Source organism: Ralstonia sp. GX3-BWBA (assembly GCF_003290055.1).
Lineage (GTDB): Bacteria > Pseudomonadota > Gammaproteobacteria > Burkholderiales > Burkholderiaceae > Ralstonia > Ralstonia holmesii.
In genome coordinates, this window is the sequence record NZ_QMKS01000004.1 from 129721 (window position 1) to 144906 (window position 15186).

Annotated in this window: 13 protein-coding genes; 6 read left to right on the forward strand and 7 right to left on the reverse strand. The window is 61.0% G+C overall.

Translation table 11 applies throughout. From position 1 onward, the window contains the following. Positions 1-83: 83 nt before the first annotated feature. Positions 84-977 carry a LysR family transcriptional regulator gene (locus DOD19_RS02360; RefSeq protein WP_024974892.1) on the forward strand — a complete coding sequence of 298 codons (894 nt, stop codon included), beginning with the start codon at positions 84-86 and terminating at the stop codon, positions 975-977. Between the two features lie 17 nt (positions 978-994). Here DOD19_RS02360 and DOD19_RS02365 read toward each other — a convergent pair whose 3' ends face one another. From DOD19_RS02365 to DOD19_RS02395, 7 genes are all read right to left on the reverse strand, one after another. After that, positions 995-1753 (reverse strand): 3-hydroxyacyl-CoA dehydrogenase, encoded by a 759-nt coding sequence (locus DOD19_RS02365; protein ID WP_112183811.1) that lies wholly within the window; start codon positions 1751-1753, stop codon positions 995-997. A gap of 146 nt (positions 1754-1899) precedes the next feature. Then, a complete protein-coding gene (gene adk / locus DOD19_RS02370; protein ID WP_024974894.1) occupies positions 1900-2568 on the reverse strand; it encodes an adenylate kinase in 669 nt (222 codons plus the stop codon). Between the two features lie 346 nt (positions 2569-2914). Then, positions 2915-3721, reverse strand: coding sequence for a 3-deoxy-manno-octulosonate cytidylyltransferase (gene kdsB, locus DOD19_RS02375; protein WP_024974895.1), 807 nt, complete (start codon positions 3719-3721; stop codon positions 2915-2917). Positions 3722-3737: 16 nt separating this feature from the next. Then, positions 3738-3926 carry a Trm112 family protein gene (locus tag DOD19_RS02380; RefSeq protein WP_004631803.1) on the reverse strand — a complete coding sequence of 63 codons (189 nt, stop codon included), beginning with the start codon at positions 3924-3926 and terminating at the stop codon, positions 3738-3740. Positions 3927-3995: 69 nt separating this feature from the next. Further along, positions 3996-5045 (reverse strand): tetraacyldisaccharide 4'-kinase, encoded by a 1050-nt coding sequence (gene lpxK / locus DOD19_RS02385; protein ID WP_112183813.1) that lies wholly within the window; start codon positions 5043-5045, stop codon positions 3996-3998. Positions 5046-5075: 30 nt separating this feature from the next. Next, a complete protein-coding gene (locus tag DOD19_RS02390; RefSeq protein WP_004631807.1) occupies positions 5076-5504 on the reverse strand; it encodes a biopolymer transporter ExbD in 429 nt (142 codons plus the stop codon). Between the two features lie 28 nt (positions 5505-5532). After that, complete coding sequence (locus DOD19_RS02395; RefSeq protein WP_024542269.1) at positions 5533-6153, reverse strand: MotA/TolQ/ExbB proton channel family protein; 621 nt, start codon at positions 6151-6153, stop codon at positions 5533-5535. 1075 nt (positions 6154-7228) lie between these two features. Here DOD19_RS02395 and xseA point away from each other — a divergent pair. The 5 genes from xseA (at position 7229) to DOD19_RS02420 (ending at position 14785) form a co-directional block, all read left to right on the forward strand. Then, complete coding sequence (gene xseA, locus DOD19_RS02400; RefSeq protein WP_112183815.1) at positions 7229-8638, forward strand: exodeoxyribonuclease VII large subunit; 1410 nt, start codon at positions 7229-7231, stop codon at positions 8636-8638. 147 nt (positions 8639-8785) lie between these two features. Next, positions 8786-9364 carry a superoxide dismutase [Fe] gene (sodB, locus tag DOD19_RS02405; RefSeq protein WP_009241368.1) on the forward strand — a complete coding sequence of 193 codons (579 nt, stop codon included), beginning with the start codon at positions 8786-8788 and terminating at the stop codon, positions 9362-9364. 765 nt (positions 9365-10129) lie between these two features. Next, complete coding sequence (locus DOD19_RS02410) at positions 10130-11044, forward strand: TnsA endonuclease N-terminal domain-containing protein (RefSeq protein ID WP_162634336.1); 915 nt, start codon at positions 10130-10132, stop codon at positions 11042-11044. Continuing rightward, entirely contained in the window at positions 11037-13325 is a 2289-nt protein-coding gene (locus tag DOD19_RS02415) for a hypothetical protein (protein WP_162634337.1), read from the forward strand. The genes DOD19_RS02410 and DOD19_RS02415 overlap by 8 nt, the downstream gene beginning before the upstream one ends. Next, the gene (locus DOD19_RS02420; protein WP_112183821.1) at positions 13322-14785 is read left to right on the forward strand and encodes an ATP-binding protein; all 1464 of its coding nucleotides are present in this window, start codon (positions 13322-13324) and stop codon (positions 14783-14785) included. The genes DOD19_RS02415 and DOD19_RS02420 overlap by 4 nt, the downstream gene beginning before the upstream one ends. The last annotated feature ends 401 nt before the right edge of the window (positions 14786-15186 follow it).

The following is a 15186-nucleotide window of genomic DNA, read 5'->3' on the forward strand; positions in this document are numbered from 1 at the left end:
TGGATGGCGGGATAGGCGCTATTGCACAACATCCCTATCTAGAATACAAATGCATTGATCAAATCAATTCATACGCCGTCAGCATGAATGTCACCCTGCGCCAATTGCGTGTCTTCCTCGCCGTGGCACGTGCGCACAGCTTCAGCCGCGCGGGCGACACCATTGGCCTGACACAGCCGGCCGTGAGCCGCTCGATTTCCGAGCTGGAAGGCGAACTGGGCTTGAAGTTGCTCGACCGCACCACCCGCGAAGTCGTGCTGACGGAAGTGGGGCGCTCGCTTGCGACGGCGCTCGACCGCCTCGTCGCTGATCTGGACGACACGTTGCAACAGGCGCGCCAAGTGGGCGAGCAGCGGCGGGGGCGCGTGGTGGTGGCGTCCAGCCCGACGGTGTCGACCCGGCTGATGCCGGTGTACGTGGCAGAGTGCGCGGTGCGCTATCCGGATATCCGCATGATCGTGCGTGACTCCGTGCAGGTCGACACGCTTCAATTGATCCGCACGGGCGGAGCGGATTTCGGTGTGGTGGTGGAGCCGCTCGATACCGAGGGCCTATGGACCGAGCCGCTGCTGATCGATCCGTTCTGCCTCGTCTGTCGCAAGGATCATCCACTCGCGCAACGCAGCAGCGTGCGCTGGAAAGATCTGCATCGCACGGCGGTCGTCTTGCTCGACCATGCTTCGGGCAGCCGCCCGCTCATCGATCGTATTTTCCTGCGCCACGGCGTTCACCCTGACGTTGCGCAGGAGATGGGCCACAGCAGCGCTGTGTTTGGCATGGTGGAAGCGGGCATCGGTGCGGGCGTGGTGCCGTCGCTGTCATTGCCGCTGCCGTCGTCGTCGCCATTGGTGGCGGTGCCGCTGTCACCAAAGGAAACGCGCGCCATCGTGCTGGCGCGTCGGCATGACCGGTCGCTCTCGCCGGCGGCCGAGGCGGCGTGGCAGATGATTCGCCGGATGGCGCTGCCCGCCACCTGATGGCCTGATCGATTCGCTTACTTAGGCTGCATGCGGATGGCGCCATCCAGGCGGATGGTTTCGCCATTGAGCATCGGGTTCTCGACGATCGCGCGCGCGAGCTGCGCATACTCCGCCGGCTTACCGAGGCGCGGCGGGAACGGCACCATCTTGCCCAGCGCGTCCTGCACTTCGGCGGGCATGCCGAGCAGCATCGGTGTCTCGAAAATGCCCGGTGCAATCGTCATCACGCGGATGCCGTCGCGCGACAGGTCACGTGCAATCGCCAGCGTCATCGCCACCACGCCGCCCTTGGACGCCGCGTAGGCCGCCTGGCCAATCTGCCCGTCAAACGCCGCCACCGATGCCGTGTTGATGATCACGCCGCGCTCGCCGCCGGCGTTGGGCGTGTTAGCGGCCATGGCCGTCGCGGCCAGGCGGATCATGTTGAACGTGCCGATCAGATTGATGTTGATCACACGTGCGAACTGATCCAGCGGATGCGGGCCCGTCTTGCCCACCGTGCGCGATGCCGTGGCGATACCCGCGCAGTTCACCAGCCCGCGCAGCGTGCCCAGCGATGTAGCGGCCGCCACAACGGCTTGCCCGTCCGCTTCGGACGTAACGTCGCAGCGCACGAAGCGGCCGCCCAGTTCCTGCGCCAGCGCGGTGCCGGCGGCTTCGTTCAGGTCTGCAATTACCACCTTGCCACCGGCTTCCGCCAACGTGCGGGCCGTGCCTGCGCCCAGTCCCGACGCGCCGCCGGTGACGATGAATACCTGATCGCGAATCTCCATGCCGTGTCTCCTCGTTTGTGGATTGCGAGTTACTTGACGTTTACGTCAACGTCATATGGTAGCGCGAAGCGGCCGACGATCGCGCAAAAAAAACGGCGCCTCGATCATGAGGCGCCGTTTTCCCTGGCGGGTATTTGCGGGTGCGCTTAGTCCTGCAGGGCACCGAACACGCGGGCCGTGATTTCGTCCACGTTGCCCACGCCGCTGATCTTGCGGTACTTCGGCGGCGCAACCTTGGCGGCGCCATTGCCGTTGGCGGCCCACTGCGAGTAGTAGTCGACCAGCGGACGCGTCTGGTTCTCGTACACGTCCAGGCGCTTGCGCACGGTTTCTTCCTTGTCGTCGTCGCGCTGGATGAGCGCTTCGCCGGTTTCGTCGTCCACGCCTTCGGTCTTGGGCGGGTTGTACTTGATGTGGTACGTGCGGCCCGATGCCACATGCACGCGGCGGCCGCTCATGCGCTCGATGATGGCGTCGAACGGCACGTCGATTTCCAGCACGTAGTCGATTGCCACGGCGGCATCTTTCATGGCTTCCGCTTGCGGAATGGTGCGCGGGAAGCCATCGAACAGGTAGCCGTTCTTGCAGTCAGGTTGTTGCAGGCGGTCTTTTACGAGGCCGATGATGATGTCGTCCGACACCAGGCCGCCGGCATCCATCACCTTCTTCGCTTCGATACCCAGCGGGGTACCTGCCTTGACGGCCGCGCGCAGCATGTCGCCGGTGGAGATCTGCGGAATGCCGAACTTTTCGCAGATGAATTTGGCTTGCGTACCTTTGCCGGCGCCGGGCGCGCCCAACAGAATCAACCGCATGGTGACGAGTTCCTCAAGTTTTCGAATCCTGTCGCGCTGTCAGGCCAGATGAAGCGCGTTGGGAATCGGTCCGAGAGGGCGGATTCCCAATACGCCTGGTGATAAAGCCATGGCGACGCAATCGACGCAAACAGGCAGCCTAGCGGGCGAAGTTGACGCCAGCCTTACCGGACTCTGGGGAATCAGGCGTCCGCCGGACGGCGGCACCCATGGCTCGATTTGTCTCCCTGTCGCCGCTGTGGCGCCTGCGTGGGCGCCGTCATGCGGCTTGTCGTCCTCGCGATTATGCCATGGCGGGGCCGGGGTTTTAGCAGCCCTGCGCGCAAAGTTCAGAGAAATCGCGGCTTCAGGGGCCGTCCTGGGACAGGAGTTCGGCCCAGGCAGCGCGCACTCGGGCGAGGTCTTCGGGGGTGTCGACACCGGCGGCGGGGGCGTCATCGGTGGTCAGCACGGCAATGCGCTCACCGTGCCACATGGCGCGTAGCTGCTCCAACTGCTCGGTTTGCTCGATGGGGGCAGCGGCCAATTGCGGGAAGCGGCGCAGGAATCCGGCGCGGTACGCGTAGATGCCGATATGACGCAGCACGGGCATGGCCGGCAGCGGGCGCTCCGCAACGGACCGCGCCATGACCGCGGGTGTCCAGGTATCGCGCGCCCAGGGCAGCGGCGCGCGCGAGAACAGTAGTGCGCGGTCAGCGGCGTCCAGCACGACCTTGACGACGTTCGGGTTGAAGATGTCGGCCGGGTCGTGGATGGGGTGGGCAGCGGTGGCGATGGCGCAGTCGGGGTGATCGCGCAGATGCGCGGCCACGTTGTCGATCAGCGTCGGTGCGATCAGCGGTTCGTCGCCTTGCACGTTGACGACGATGGCGTCATCGGGCAGGCCCAGCACGGTGGCCACTTCGGCGAGGCGGTCGGTGCCGGAGGCGTGGTCGGCGCGCGTGAGCACGGCTTCCACGTGATGCTGCATGCAGGCGTCGGCGACCGATGCGGCATCGGTGGCGACCACCACGCGCGCGGCGGACGACTGATGCGCGCGTTCAGCCACGCGCACCACCATCGGCTTGCCGTCGATATCGGCCAGCGGTTTGTTGGGCAGCCGCGTGGACGCCAGCCGCGCGGGAATGACAGCGATGAACGGCGCGTGCGACATGGCGGCGACCTTCGTATCAGGCCGGATCGACCGGCGTGCCTTCCACGGTCTGGCGTGCTTCATCGGCCAGCATGACCGGGATGCCGTCGCGGATCGGGTAGGCCAGCTTGTCGACGTGGCAGATCAGTTCGTTGTTGGCGCGGTCGTGTTGCAGCGTGCCCTTGCACAACGGGCAGACGAGGATTTCCAGCAGGCGATTGTCCATGGCGGTAGAGGCTCCGTGGCGGTCGCTCAAAGGGTAGGGCGGCGCGCCGGTACAGCGGATAGGGTGACGTTATTGTGCGCTCGCCTTGAGCGTTGCGCGATCGGCCAGGGCGCGTACGCGCTGGCAGACCTGTTCGACCAGCGCTGTGTCGACCACCGGTGTGGTCGGCACCACCCAGATGCGCGGGTCGTCTAGATGGCCGCATTTTACGGCATCCTTTTCGGTGATCAGGATGACCTCGGCGTGGCTATCGGTGAAGGGGCTGTTGGCGAAATCGTAGTGATCGGGCAACGGCAGCGTGCTCGGCTTGAGGCCGGCGGCCCGGAGCGAGGCGAAGAAGCGCTCCGGGTTGCCGATGCCGGCCGCCGCCAGCAATTGCGCGCCTTCGATGCGCGCGAACTGGGCAAGCGGGCGGCGCAGCGCCGGGTCGGCCAGGTTGTACGCGTCCTGCAGTTCGAGGTGCATGCCGAAGACGTTCGGGCGGTCGGGCGTGGCGCGGTAGTTCGGGTCGTTGATGAGCGTGGCGTCACGGCGGCGCGCCATCGGTTCGCGCAGTGGGCCCGCTGGCAGTAGGAAGCCGTTGCCGCCCATGCGCGTGTCGAACACGATGATTTCGATATCGCGGCGCAGACGATAGTGCTGCAGGCCGTCGTCGCAGACGATCACATTGCAGCCCGGGTGCGAGGCGAGCAGCGTCTGCGCGCACAGCACACGATCGGGGAAGACCCACACCGGCAGATCGGTGGCGCGTGCGATGAGCAGCGGTTCATCGCCGACGTCTTCTGCGCGGGAGTGTTCGCGCACAGGGCGCGGATGCTTCAGTTGTGCACCGTAGCCACGCGAGACGATGCCTGGCCGCAGGCCGGCTTCAGCCAGCGCCGACGCCAGCGCAATCACGGCAGGCGTCTTGCCGGCCCCGCCCACCGTCACGTTGCCGATCACCACCACCGGCATCGGCAGCCGCACCGAGCGCAGCACGCCAGTGCGGAACAGCAGCCGGCGCAAGGCGCTCACCCCGCCAAACAGCCAAGACAGCGGCCACATCACCCACGCAAACCAGCCGCGTTGCTGCCATTGGCGTGTGACGAAGCTGGCGAGGCGGTGCTGGGCGACGGGCATGCGGCGTGATTGTGATTTAAAGGCAGTCTCTTAGCGGGCGTTGCCGGTTTGCGTGGCGAAGGTCAGGTGCGACAGACCGGCCACACGCGCGGCTTCCATGACATTCACCACCGCCTGGTGCGCGGCTTGCGCATCGGCGTTGACGATGACGATGGGCTCAGGGCCGCCGGCCTTGCCTGCGGCATTGCGCAGGGCGTCGGCCAGGCTGGTGACATCGCGCGTGTCGAGCACTTGCTTGTCGACAGAGTAGACACCATTGGCCGTGACGGACACGACGATCTGGCCCGGGCGCTCGGTGGCTTTTTCAGCCTCGGCGGTGGGTAGGTTGACCTTCAGTTCGGTGTAGCGGGAATACGTGGTCGTGATCATCAGGAAGATGAGGATCACGAGCAGCACGTCGATCAGCGGGATCAGGTTGATCTCCGGCTCTTCGCGGGCACGGCGCGGGCGGAAGCGCATGGCTATTTCCAGTAAGGCGTGGCCCGGATCAGCCGCGCCGCGGCGGCAGGATCGCGTCGAGGTACGTGGTGGAGAGATGCTCCAGCTCGACCACGTAGTTATCGACCACGCCACGGAAGTAGCGCCAGAAGATCAGTGTCGGGATGGCCACCACCAGGCCCAGCGCGGTGTTGTACAGCGCGACCGAGATGCCGTGCGCCAGCGCCTGCGGGTTCGTGCCCGCGGCGGTCTGGCTGCCGAAGATCTCGATCATGCCGACCACCGTGCCGAACAGGCCCATCAGCGGCGCCACCGAGGCAATCGTGCCGAGCGCGTTCAGATAGCGCTCCAGGCGGTGCGCAACGTTCTGGCCGGCTTCTTCCACCACTTCCTTGGCGGCATCGCGCGTGGTGTTCGGATGCAGTACCACATGGCGCAGCGCAGCGGCCAGCAGGCGGCCCAGCGGTGAGCCCTGTTCCAGCGTGTTGACCACTTCTGGCGTGGCGCGGCGCTGATGCGCGACGGCCAGCGCCTCGTCATACACCTTGGGCGGAATGATCTTCTTGTGTTGCAGGGCGACGAAGCGTTCGATGATGAGCGCGAGCGCGAGCACCGAGGCGATCAACAGTGGCCAGATTGGCCAGCCGGCGGCTTGAATGATGGAAAACACTGGACAACCCGTTTTGTCGTTGTGGAAGGAGTGTGATTCTGTTCTGGTTTGCTGCTTGTGCCGTCCGCGTCCCCGAACGCTGTTCGTTGCGGCAAAAACAGGCAGCACTCTAGCGCGTCGGACCTGCCACGGCAACACGATGGCGCAGCATCGTGACATGCGCAGACGATGGTCAACGCGCTGTCACGAAAGATGCGGGCCGCGGCAATCCACAGCCAAGCGGGACAGTCTTGTGGACGGGTTGTGGACATTGCCCGAACAAGCAAACTAAGTGCTTGATGCGAAAGGAAGTTCGGTGCCGTGCTTAAAAAATATGCAAACGGCATTTCTGTGGCCAATCCATGAACAAGCGCTGTCGGATCCGGTAAAACGGCGAGTAATCCCCACCGCTGCGGGACAGTTGTGTGGATGGGTTGTGGACATTGCCTCAACAAGTACGTTAAGTGCTTGATCTAAAAGGAAGTCCAATGGCGTGCTCAAAAATGAGGCAACCGGGGTTTTGGCGTGGATCTCGAGAAAAACGCGGGCGCGCCTCGAAAAAGCGTGAGGAAATCCACACCGACACGGGACAGTCTTGTGGACGGGCTGTGGACATTGCCCGGACAAGCACCTTAAGTGACTGATTCAAAAGGGTGTTCTGGACTTCGCTTAAAAATTGTGCAGCGGGGTTTCACCCGAAAAAATTGGGATGCGCGGCCCGAACGTGTGAGAATCGACGGCCGATTTATCCACTGCCCAGGCGTCACACCACGGTTTTCCAGTGCCGCTGTGGATAACTTTGTGAACATCCTTGGGGCGCCTGCGCTAAATGCTTGACGCAGAACGAAATTACTTGCGCTGCTGAAATTTTGACATGGGTGGATTTTTCATAAGAATCAAGGGGTTGCGTCAAAATGCAGAGAGCGAGTCACCTAGCCTCTGTCAAGCTTGACAACCACGTTATGCTGTGGACAGGTAGCCCGCTTGGCGTGGATTGCCTCCCCTATTCAAGGTAGAAGTCGCCCCGAAGCCTCATCGTTTTGCGCTCCTCGCACCACTTATGACCCCGCCGCCGTCTTCCCGCCGCCCGTTTTGGATGGATGCCACTGCACCCACGCCCGCACCCACGCCCGAGACGCCGGCAGCACCCGCCGCTGCGTCTGGACTGAACCGAGGCTCGCAGGACGTGCTTACCGTCAGCGACGTCAACCGCCGCATTGCGGGGCTGCTTGAACGCAACTTTCCGCTGGGTTGGGTGCGCGGCGAGATTTCGAACTTCACGCGCGCGGCCAGCGGACATTGGTATTTCTCGCTCAAGGATGCGGGCGCGCAGATTCGCTGCGTGATGTTCAAGGGCCGTAACCAATACGCCGATTTCACCCCGCGCGAAGGCGAGGCCGTCGAGGTACGTGCGCTGGTCACGCTGTACGAGGCGCGCGGCGAACTGCAATTGAGCGTTGAAGCGATCCGCCGGGCCGGCCTGGGAAACCTGTATGAGGCCTTCCTGCGGCTGAAAGCCGCGCTGGAGGCGCAAGGCTTGTTCGAGGCCGACCGCAAACGGCCCCTGCCGCGGCATCCGCGTGCGATTGGCGTGGTGACGTCGCTGCAGGCAGCGGCCTTGCGCGATGTGCTGACCACGCTGCGCCGGCGCGCTCCGCATGTGCCGGTGGTGGTCTATCCCGTGCCGGTGCAGGGCGCCGGTGCGTCGGAGCGCATCGCCGCCATGCTGGAACGGGTCAATGCCCGGGCCGAGGTCGACGTCATCATCCTGTGCCGGGGCGGCGGCAGCATTGAAGACCTATGGGCCTTCAACGAAGAGCCGGTTGCACGTGCGGTTGGCGCATCGGAAATTCCCATTGTGGCGGGCGTCGGGCATGAGACGGATGTGACGATCGTCGACTTTGTGGCCGATGTGCGAGCGCCCACGCCGACTGCGGCGGCCGAACTCGTCAGCCCCGACCGTGCCCGCATGCTGCGCGATGTGGGGCGCGACTGGGATGCGCTCTCGGCACAGTTGCGCCGCCAGCTCGATCGCCGCGCGCAGACCGTCGATTGGCTCGCGCGCCGCCTGCGCAGCCCGCAGGCGCAGATGCGCGAACGCCGCACGCAGCTGGCGCATCTGGAAGGCCGCCTGCGCTTTGCCTTGACCGGCCGCGTGCAGCGCGCGGAACACCTCCAGCGTCTACTGACGATGCGCTTGGCCGCCGCCCGCCCCGACGCCACGCGAGAGCGCATTCGCCTGCAGCAAGCGGAAGCGACGCTGGCACGCGTCATGCGGGACAGGCTGGCTCGCGCGCAGGAGCGTCTGGCACGTCAGCACAGCGGGCTGGAACTGCTGGCGCCCCAGCGCACGCTGGAGCGCGGTTATGCAGTGCTGCTCGATGCCAAGGGCCATGCCATCCGCGATCCGAACGCACTGCATGCCCGGGCACGTATCGAGGCCCGGCTGGCGCAAGGCACGGCTGACATCGAAATCGCCCAGGTGCAAACCAAGCTCGAACTGTGACCGGCGCATGACCTTATAGCGGTAACGAATGCGATTCCGCACGCGTTTAGCGGGTATTCCCACTATTTGGCATGCGGTTTGCGCCGGTTTTGCAAGTCTCCTACAATCGTCGCTCCCAACCTGTACAACCCACAGAAGGCAAGAACAATGGAACACACGCTCCCCCCGCTGCCGTACGCCCAAGACGCTCTGGCGCCGCACATCTCCAAGGAAACGCTGGAGTTCCACTACGGCAAGCACCACCAGACCTACGTCACGAACCTGAACAACCTGATCAAGGGCACCGAGTTCGAGAACCTCAGCCTCGAAGACATCGTCAAGAAGTCCTCGGGCGGCGTGTTCAACAATGCCGCACAGGTGTGGAACCACACGTTCTACTGGAACGGCCTGAAGCCGCAAGGCGGCGGCGCTCCGACCGGCGCGCTGGCTGACGCCATCAACGCCAAGTGGGGCAGCTTCGACAAGTTCAAGGAAGAGTTCACGAAGACGGCCATCGGCACCTTCGGTTCGGGCTGGGCCTGGCTGGTGAAGAAGGCCGACGGCTCGCTGGATCTGGTGTCGACCTCGAACGCAGCCACGCCGCTGACGACCGATGCGAAGCCGCTGCTGACTTGCGACGTGTGGGAACACGCCTACTACATCGACTACCGCAACGCCCGTCCGAAGTACGTCGAGGCGTTCTGGAACCTGGTCAACTGGGATTTCGTTGCCAAGAACTTCGCCTAAAGCGAATTGTAGCGTGACAATATAGTTCGGAAAATGGCGTAATAGTTTGGAAAATTCCAACGTGTTGTGGCGCTAAAGTTCGGAAAGCGTAATTAGGTCAAGGCCCTCTGCAAGCAGAGGGCCTTTTCTTTTGGTTGCGGCAAGGCGGTAGGGGGGGCGGGTCTAATTAGATTTACCGATTCAGTTCTGCAAGCTGGTCGAGGTGCTGCTATGTATTAAAAATAATATAAAAAAATCACTGCGATAAACCGATGTGAAAATTCAAACAAATTCTGGACGTAATAATTCCAAAAGAGTATGTTTTCGTTGGCTGTGATTTAAAGGGGTCGCGAGCCAGAACTTGCTTTTCCAACGTAAGAAAGCCTGGGGTCGGCTGCTGCGGCGTGAAGACTGCCATGACAACCGATTTGCTCGGGCTGTCTCTGGGACGACCGACGGCTATGCCTCGAAACCTCCCCAAGGTTGGAGGCCTTCCCATTCCGCTTAGATGCAGGAGGTTGTGATGTAAAAAAAAAGCCAATCTCGGAAGACTGGCTTTCTTTCTTGGCTCTTGAGCAGAGAGTTACTGCGAGACTGGACATCCGCAGTATTGTCTCCCGCCTCAGCCAAGTCAAGCCCTTTTTTTCCCGAGATTTTCTCAAAACTCAGCAATTACGAGTGGTGCGTTGCCTTATGGGCACGTACCCATTTGTCACGAACGGCGCTCGCCCAACACTAACCGAAGAGAGCCGGTTCGTTGCGAATGACTTTTGGAGAACTCAGGCCATGAGCAAAGTTATGACGTGGGCGAAGCTACGAAAGATGATTGCATCGGGAATGGGGCAGGGACACGGGGAAGCCTACCGGCCATTCATAGAAGTGAGGCGAAAAAACGCGAGTCCAAAGGGAAATCAATCCGTAGGCCCACTTCCGGGCACTACTAGGCCTTACCATGCCCTGACGCGAGTTGAGCGACAGATCGGTGTGCTTTGCTATTGGCTTGGTGCGCTCGACGTTCGAGAGCAGTTCCCAGCTTGGCCTTTCGCGCACCCGCATCCGCTGGCCGGCACCGAGGGCGCCGGCTCATTCGGCAAGATCACTGCTCCAGGATTGCTGACACTTGCTGAAGAGGCTGGAATCGCCCATGGGGTATTTCCTGGCAGCGATGTTCCCTATGTTGCGACTCTCGATGTTGTCGTGACTCTAGCAGGGCAGGTGGCTCCGCGGATCGTAGTCTTTTCCTGCAAGGGCCGAGGGGAACTTGAAAGCGCGTCGTCCACTTCGAGGATGATCCAGCGGCTTGAGCTTGAGCGTCGCTACTGTGCTGCGATTTCGGCGACGTATCACGTGGCTCACGAGCTTGCGTTATCCCCCACACTTCTGTCCAACCTCGAAGACTGTGGTGCCTCGTTACAGGTAGAACAGCAAATACGCGCCGCAGCCGGTTTTTCGCGCTTCGCCAGTCTATTGAACGAGGCAATTTCGCATACTTCAATCCGTGCCGCAGTCGAGTATGCGACCGCCGGCTCGAGCATGCAGAGGCAACTAGCATGGCCTGCATTCAAGCTGCTCGCCTGGCGACTTGACGTCGACATCGATCTATCCGTTCCCACTCAGACCTCTCAGATGGCCGAGTTGGGAGGAAGGGGGCTGCGAGCAGCGTTGCGCCGCCGGCTTTTTCAGGAGCCGCGGAATGCATGAGATTCGAGCAAATCTCCTCTTGCGAATGCCTCCTGCCTCCCTCTTTGCTGGTTCCTACCGGGTCGTATTAGTCAATCGGCCAGCAGACAGTCTATGGCTGATTTCGCTTTCTAAAGTAACCGGAAAGTCACTGGCCTACTATCGTCGTCCCCGGCGCTACTCCCTCCGAGAAATGGAAGTTCTTCTGGGGCAGTCTGGGGCGGAAATTGGTGAAGGGGACGTTCCAGCAGAATGGCTGCTTTCCGATGATCAAATTCAGTCGCGATACGAGCGTGAGAACGGGTCTTCCAAGCGCTGCAGTCAGCTTTCAATACGCGATCGGCGATGGAGCATCCTTGCGCCGATACTGAACCAATACACCACATTCGCCCTACTCGAAGGCGGCCTCTACTATCGCGTGCTCGATCAGCGTGCCCGAGAACTTGGAGTCCGAGTAAAGGTCGTTGCCTCTCTGCTGCACCTGTACTGGGCCGGCGCATGCATCATGAATGCGCTGCTGCCTAAGTACTACAACTCAGGGGCGAAGGGCCAGATACGCATTCAACGAAAAAAGCTTGGGGCACCAGATATTGCTGCGCGCAATGGCGTTGCTCATGCCGCTGATTTCATCATCACCCAGGAGGATCGCGAAAAGCTAAGTTTCGGTTGGGAGACATTCCTCAGGCCGGGAAAAACGGTGCCCTCGGCTTACCTCCGAACGATGGAAGCTTTCTATCGTGCCAGTGTCAGTGTGGTGGACGGGCGGGAAACTCCCATTCTCAAGGAAGTGCACGAACGACCTACGATCCGGCAATTCCGCTATTGGGGAAAGGGGCGATCAGATATGCGATCAGCGTCGCTGTTGCAGTTGCGTGAAGGAGAGTTTGAGAAGCGTCATCGTGCTCTGCCAGGAACCGCTCGCGATGGTGTGCACGCAGTTGGTCAACTCGCGTACTGCGATGCAACGCCAAATGATGTGCATTTGGTTTCTGCGGTGTCACGCATTCGCCCGGTTGGGACCGCACACAGGATCTTGATCGTGGACGCATACACTGGGCTGTGGGCCGGCCTCTATTGTGGTTTCGAGCCTCCCTCGGCATGCACTGCTCTGCTGGCTGTGGCCAACGCGGCACAGGAAAAAGTCGACTTCTGCGCTCGTTTTGACATCGAGATCACGCCGCAGATGTGGCCAGCGATAGCCTTTACTCGGTACTTAGCTGATAACGGCGAGTTTAGAGCGCAGGCATCGATTCTTCCTATTGCCGCCTTCGGCAGCACCCTAGAGTTTGCACCTGTCGGCCGAGCGGACATGAAGGGGCCGGTTGAATCGAGCCACCATGTCGCTCAGGTGCGGCTCGACCATAAGATCGACGGAACTACGCGTGGCAAACGCCGTGATCGCGGGGAGGATCATCCGGCCCTCAATGCGGTAGTGACCTATTTCGAGTACATGAGGCATTTGATTCGCCGGATCTTGCATCACAACAACGTTGAACGCTGCGAACACCTGCTCACAACAGAAATGCGCCGCGATGGCGTGTGTCCCACGAGAACCAGTATCTACCAATGGTGCGTGGACAACGGCTATGTTGCTGGTGTGCCGCCGTCCTCTGAGGTTGTCCGAGCCCATCTGCTACCGGCGATGCCAGCCATCCTGACGGGTTCTGGCGTGTACCTTCTCAGGCCCGATAGAGGTCGCAGGGCCGAATATGTTCGCGGCGCGCGCTTCGTTGGTGATGTGCTGCTACGGGATGGGCTCATGCGCGAGGCGCGCCGGCGACACAGAGAAATTCAAGTGCGGGGCGACCCACAAGATCTCAGCCGAGTATGGCTTGTACGAAACGGCGTGCACGAACTGAAGAACGTCGTTTGTCACGATCCTCTAGCCATCAAGGAGTGGACGCTCGCCGATCATCTTGCAGTTCAGGACGACGATGCGCTGGCTAGACAACAGGCACGGGGAGAAGACGAGCAGTTGGAGTCAATGCTCGACACGCTCTTGTTCGCGGATGTCGATGCCGCGAAGCGGGAAAAGCAGTTGGAGGTCGAGCGACAGCATAGGCGGCCGTCCAAACGAGAACTCACCTCGAACATCCGACAGAATCGAGAACTTGAAAAGACTCTGATGGAGTCGGCCTCCCTGGGCGCGAGCGGCGTCGTGCCGCAATCCGCCGACCCGCAGCATGAAACGGTTCCGACAACGGGCAGCGGACCAGTCGAGCCCGCCGCCGCATCGACTGAGTGTAGTTCGGCGGCATTGGATTTGTTGCGACAGTTCCATGGCAGAAGGTCGCGCACATGACGTCCATCTCCCGCTCTAGCGATAATCCACTTATCACCGAATTGCCGTTGCCGGTGCCATTTGATCGACTTCCCGCGCTTCTGATGGGGGCGCCATTGATTGACACGCTGGCTCGATCAGCGACCGTCTGTGACAGGGAGAACCTGCTTTCAAGAATCGAGAATCACTTTGTACCTACGCCCATAGCAGTCGAGATTGCCGATGCGCTGCTGACCGCCATCTATACCAGCTACCTAGATCGCAACCCGAATCTGCTTGAGGTAAAAAGGCAACGTTATGTTGCGGTCGGAAACGATGCGTCAAACAGCACAACCAAGCCAGGTTTTGCGCCAAGGAGCGCGCGTTGCATAACGATTTCTGGAGTCACCGGCCTGGGTAAATCGACAATCGTCGATCGAACGCTGACCTTGTTGCCTCAGACGATCGAGCATGGTCCCAATGAGCCTGCGGGCTGGCATAGCCAGAAGCAGCTTGTGTGGATCAAGGTAGCGATGACGTCGGACGGCAGTAGACTGGGATTCATCATGCAAATCTACCAGCAGGTTGATGCGGCATTAGGGACCGACTATTTCGCTCAGTACTCAGGTAAGAAGTTGACCATTGAGCATCATCTGGTTGCGGTCTCGAAGATACTGTTTAACTGTTTCCTTGGTGCGTTGATCGTCGAAGAGATTCAGCCGCGCAACTTTGGGGAAGTGGCTTCTCGTGACGTCATGCTGCTGTTCTTTCTTCGTCTGGCGAACCTCGGCATTCCGATCATACTCATCGGCAATCCTATGGGGTTCAAAGGGTTCGAGAACTTTACGCAGGACGTACGACGCTTGACCTCAGGTGGGCAGTTCGAGCTTTGGCCCGCGCTGTCCAGCCAGGATCGGGATTGGCTGGAGTTTTTAGTTCCGGGCATGCTCGAGTTCAACGTCATGCCGAAGCCGCCGGCGCTGAACGACGCCGCAGACTTGCTGTTTCGCCATACTGGAGGCGTTACAGATTTTCTGTCGAAGATCGTTGCTCAGGCGCAATTGCTTGCCCTAAGGCGAGGGCAAGACCAAATTACTGATGCGGATGTAATGGCGGCGTATCAGGGGCCGGTCATCAGGGCGAATCATCCGATAATTCGGACCTTAGTCGCTCGAGATGGGGTTGCATTGCGCGAAATTCTCGATGTCCCTCATCAGGCGTTCTTGGCCAGGTGGGGCGCGAGCGATGCCGCCAGTGAGGAGCAGAAGCCTACGTCTAACGACGCCAACAGTTCTTCATCCCAGAGAGGAGGGAGTCCGCGCTTCAAGAATGTTGAAGTGGCCTACAAACGCAAGACGACGACCGCCGCGCGCAGAGTTGAACGATACGGTGAGGGAGCAGGGCAACTACCTTCTGATGACCTTCGCCGAGATGGGCTCAAGAAGGTCCTGCTCGAGAATTTCGAGATGTCGATGCTGCGTCGACGCAAGCACAAACGCTAGAATTCGCGTCGCGCCCGGGGGGCATGCGGGAGAGGCGAGCCGACAGATGTCTGCCGACGATCTCCGGCATGATCGGCTGAAGTAGTCCTGTTCGAGAATTTCGAGATGGTGGCGCGGCATCGGCGTAGGGACAAACTCTAGACGTGCAAGTGTGCGGCCTCCGGCCCTCATGGAGACTACTTTCGTTCCCGCCTGATCTGTTCTGCGATTTCCGTGAGTTTCGCCATAGACCTTGGCATTTTGTTTAGCTGGACAGAGAAGGGGAGTCGGCCCATCGTTCTAAGGACTGTCCTCGGTGTGATCCTTGCTGCCGGTGCGAGCGATTCACCGCGTTTCTTGCTGTCGATCAAGTCTACAAGCGTCGCATCACGTCTTTCGATGAACGCCGCCATGGCCAAGGT

Coding starts and splice junctions, on each gene's coding strand:
- DOD19_RS02360 (WP_024974892.1), top strand. CDS start 84: ATGAATGTCACCCTGCGCCAATTGCGTGTCTTCCTCGCCGTGGCACGT.
- DOD19_RS02365 (WP_112183811.1), bottom strand. CDS start 1,753: ATGGAGATTCGCGATCAGGTATTCATCGTCACCGGCGGCGCGTCGGGA.
- adk (WP_024974894.1), bottom strand. CDS start 2,568: ATGCGGTTGATTCTGTTGGGCGCGCCCGGCGCCGGCAAAGGTACGCAA.
- kdsB (WP_024974895.1), bottom strand. CDS start 3,721: ATGTCGCACGCGCCGTTCATCGCTGTCATTCCCGCGCGGCTGGCGTCC.
- DOD19_RS02380 (WP_004631803.1), bottom strand. CDS start 3,926: ATGGACAATCGCCTGCTGGAAATCCTCGTCTGCCCGTTGTGCAAGGGC.
- lpxK (WP_112183813.1), bottom strand. CDS start 5,045: ATGCCCGTCGCCCAGCACCGCCTCGCCAGCTTCGTCACACGCCAATGG.
- DOD19_RS02390 (WP_004631807.1), bottom strand. CDS start 5,504: ATGCGCTTCCGCCCGCGCCGTGCCCGCGAAGAGCCGGAGATCAACCTG.
- xseA (WP_112183815.1), top strand. CDS start 7,229: ATGGATGCCACTGCACCCACGCCCGCACCCACGCCCGAGACGCCGGCA.
- sodB (WP_009241368.1), top strand. CDS start 8,786: ATGGAACACACGCTCCCCCCGCTGCCGTACGCCCAAGACGCTCTGGCG.
- DOD19_RS02410 (WP_162634336.1), top strand. CDS start 10,130: ATGAGCAAAGTTATGACGTGGGCGAAGCTACGAAAGATGATTGCATCG.
- DOD19_RS02415 (WP_162634337.1), top strand. CDS start 11,037: ATGCATGAGATTCGAGCAAATCTCCTCTTGCGAATGCCTCCTGCCTCC.
- DOD19_RS02420 (WP_112183821.1), top strand. CDS start 13,322: ATGACGTCCATCTCCCGCTCTAGCGATAATCCACTTATCACCGAATTG.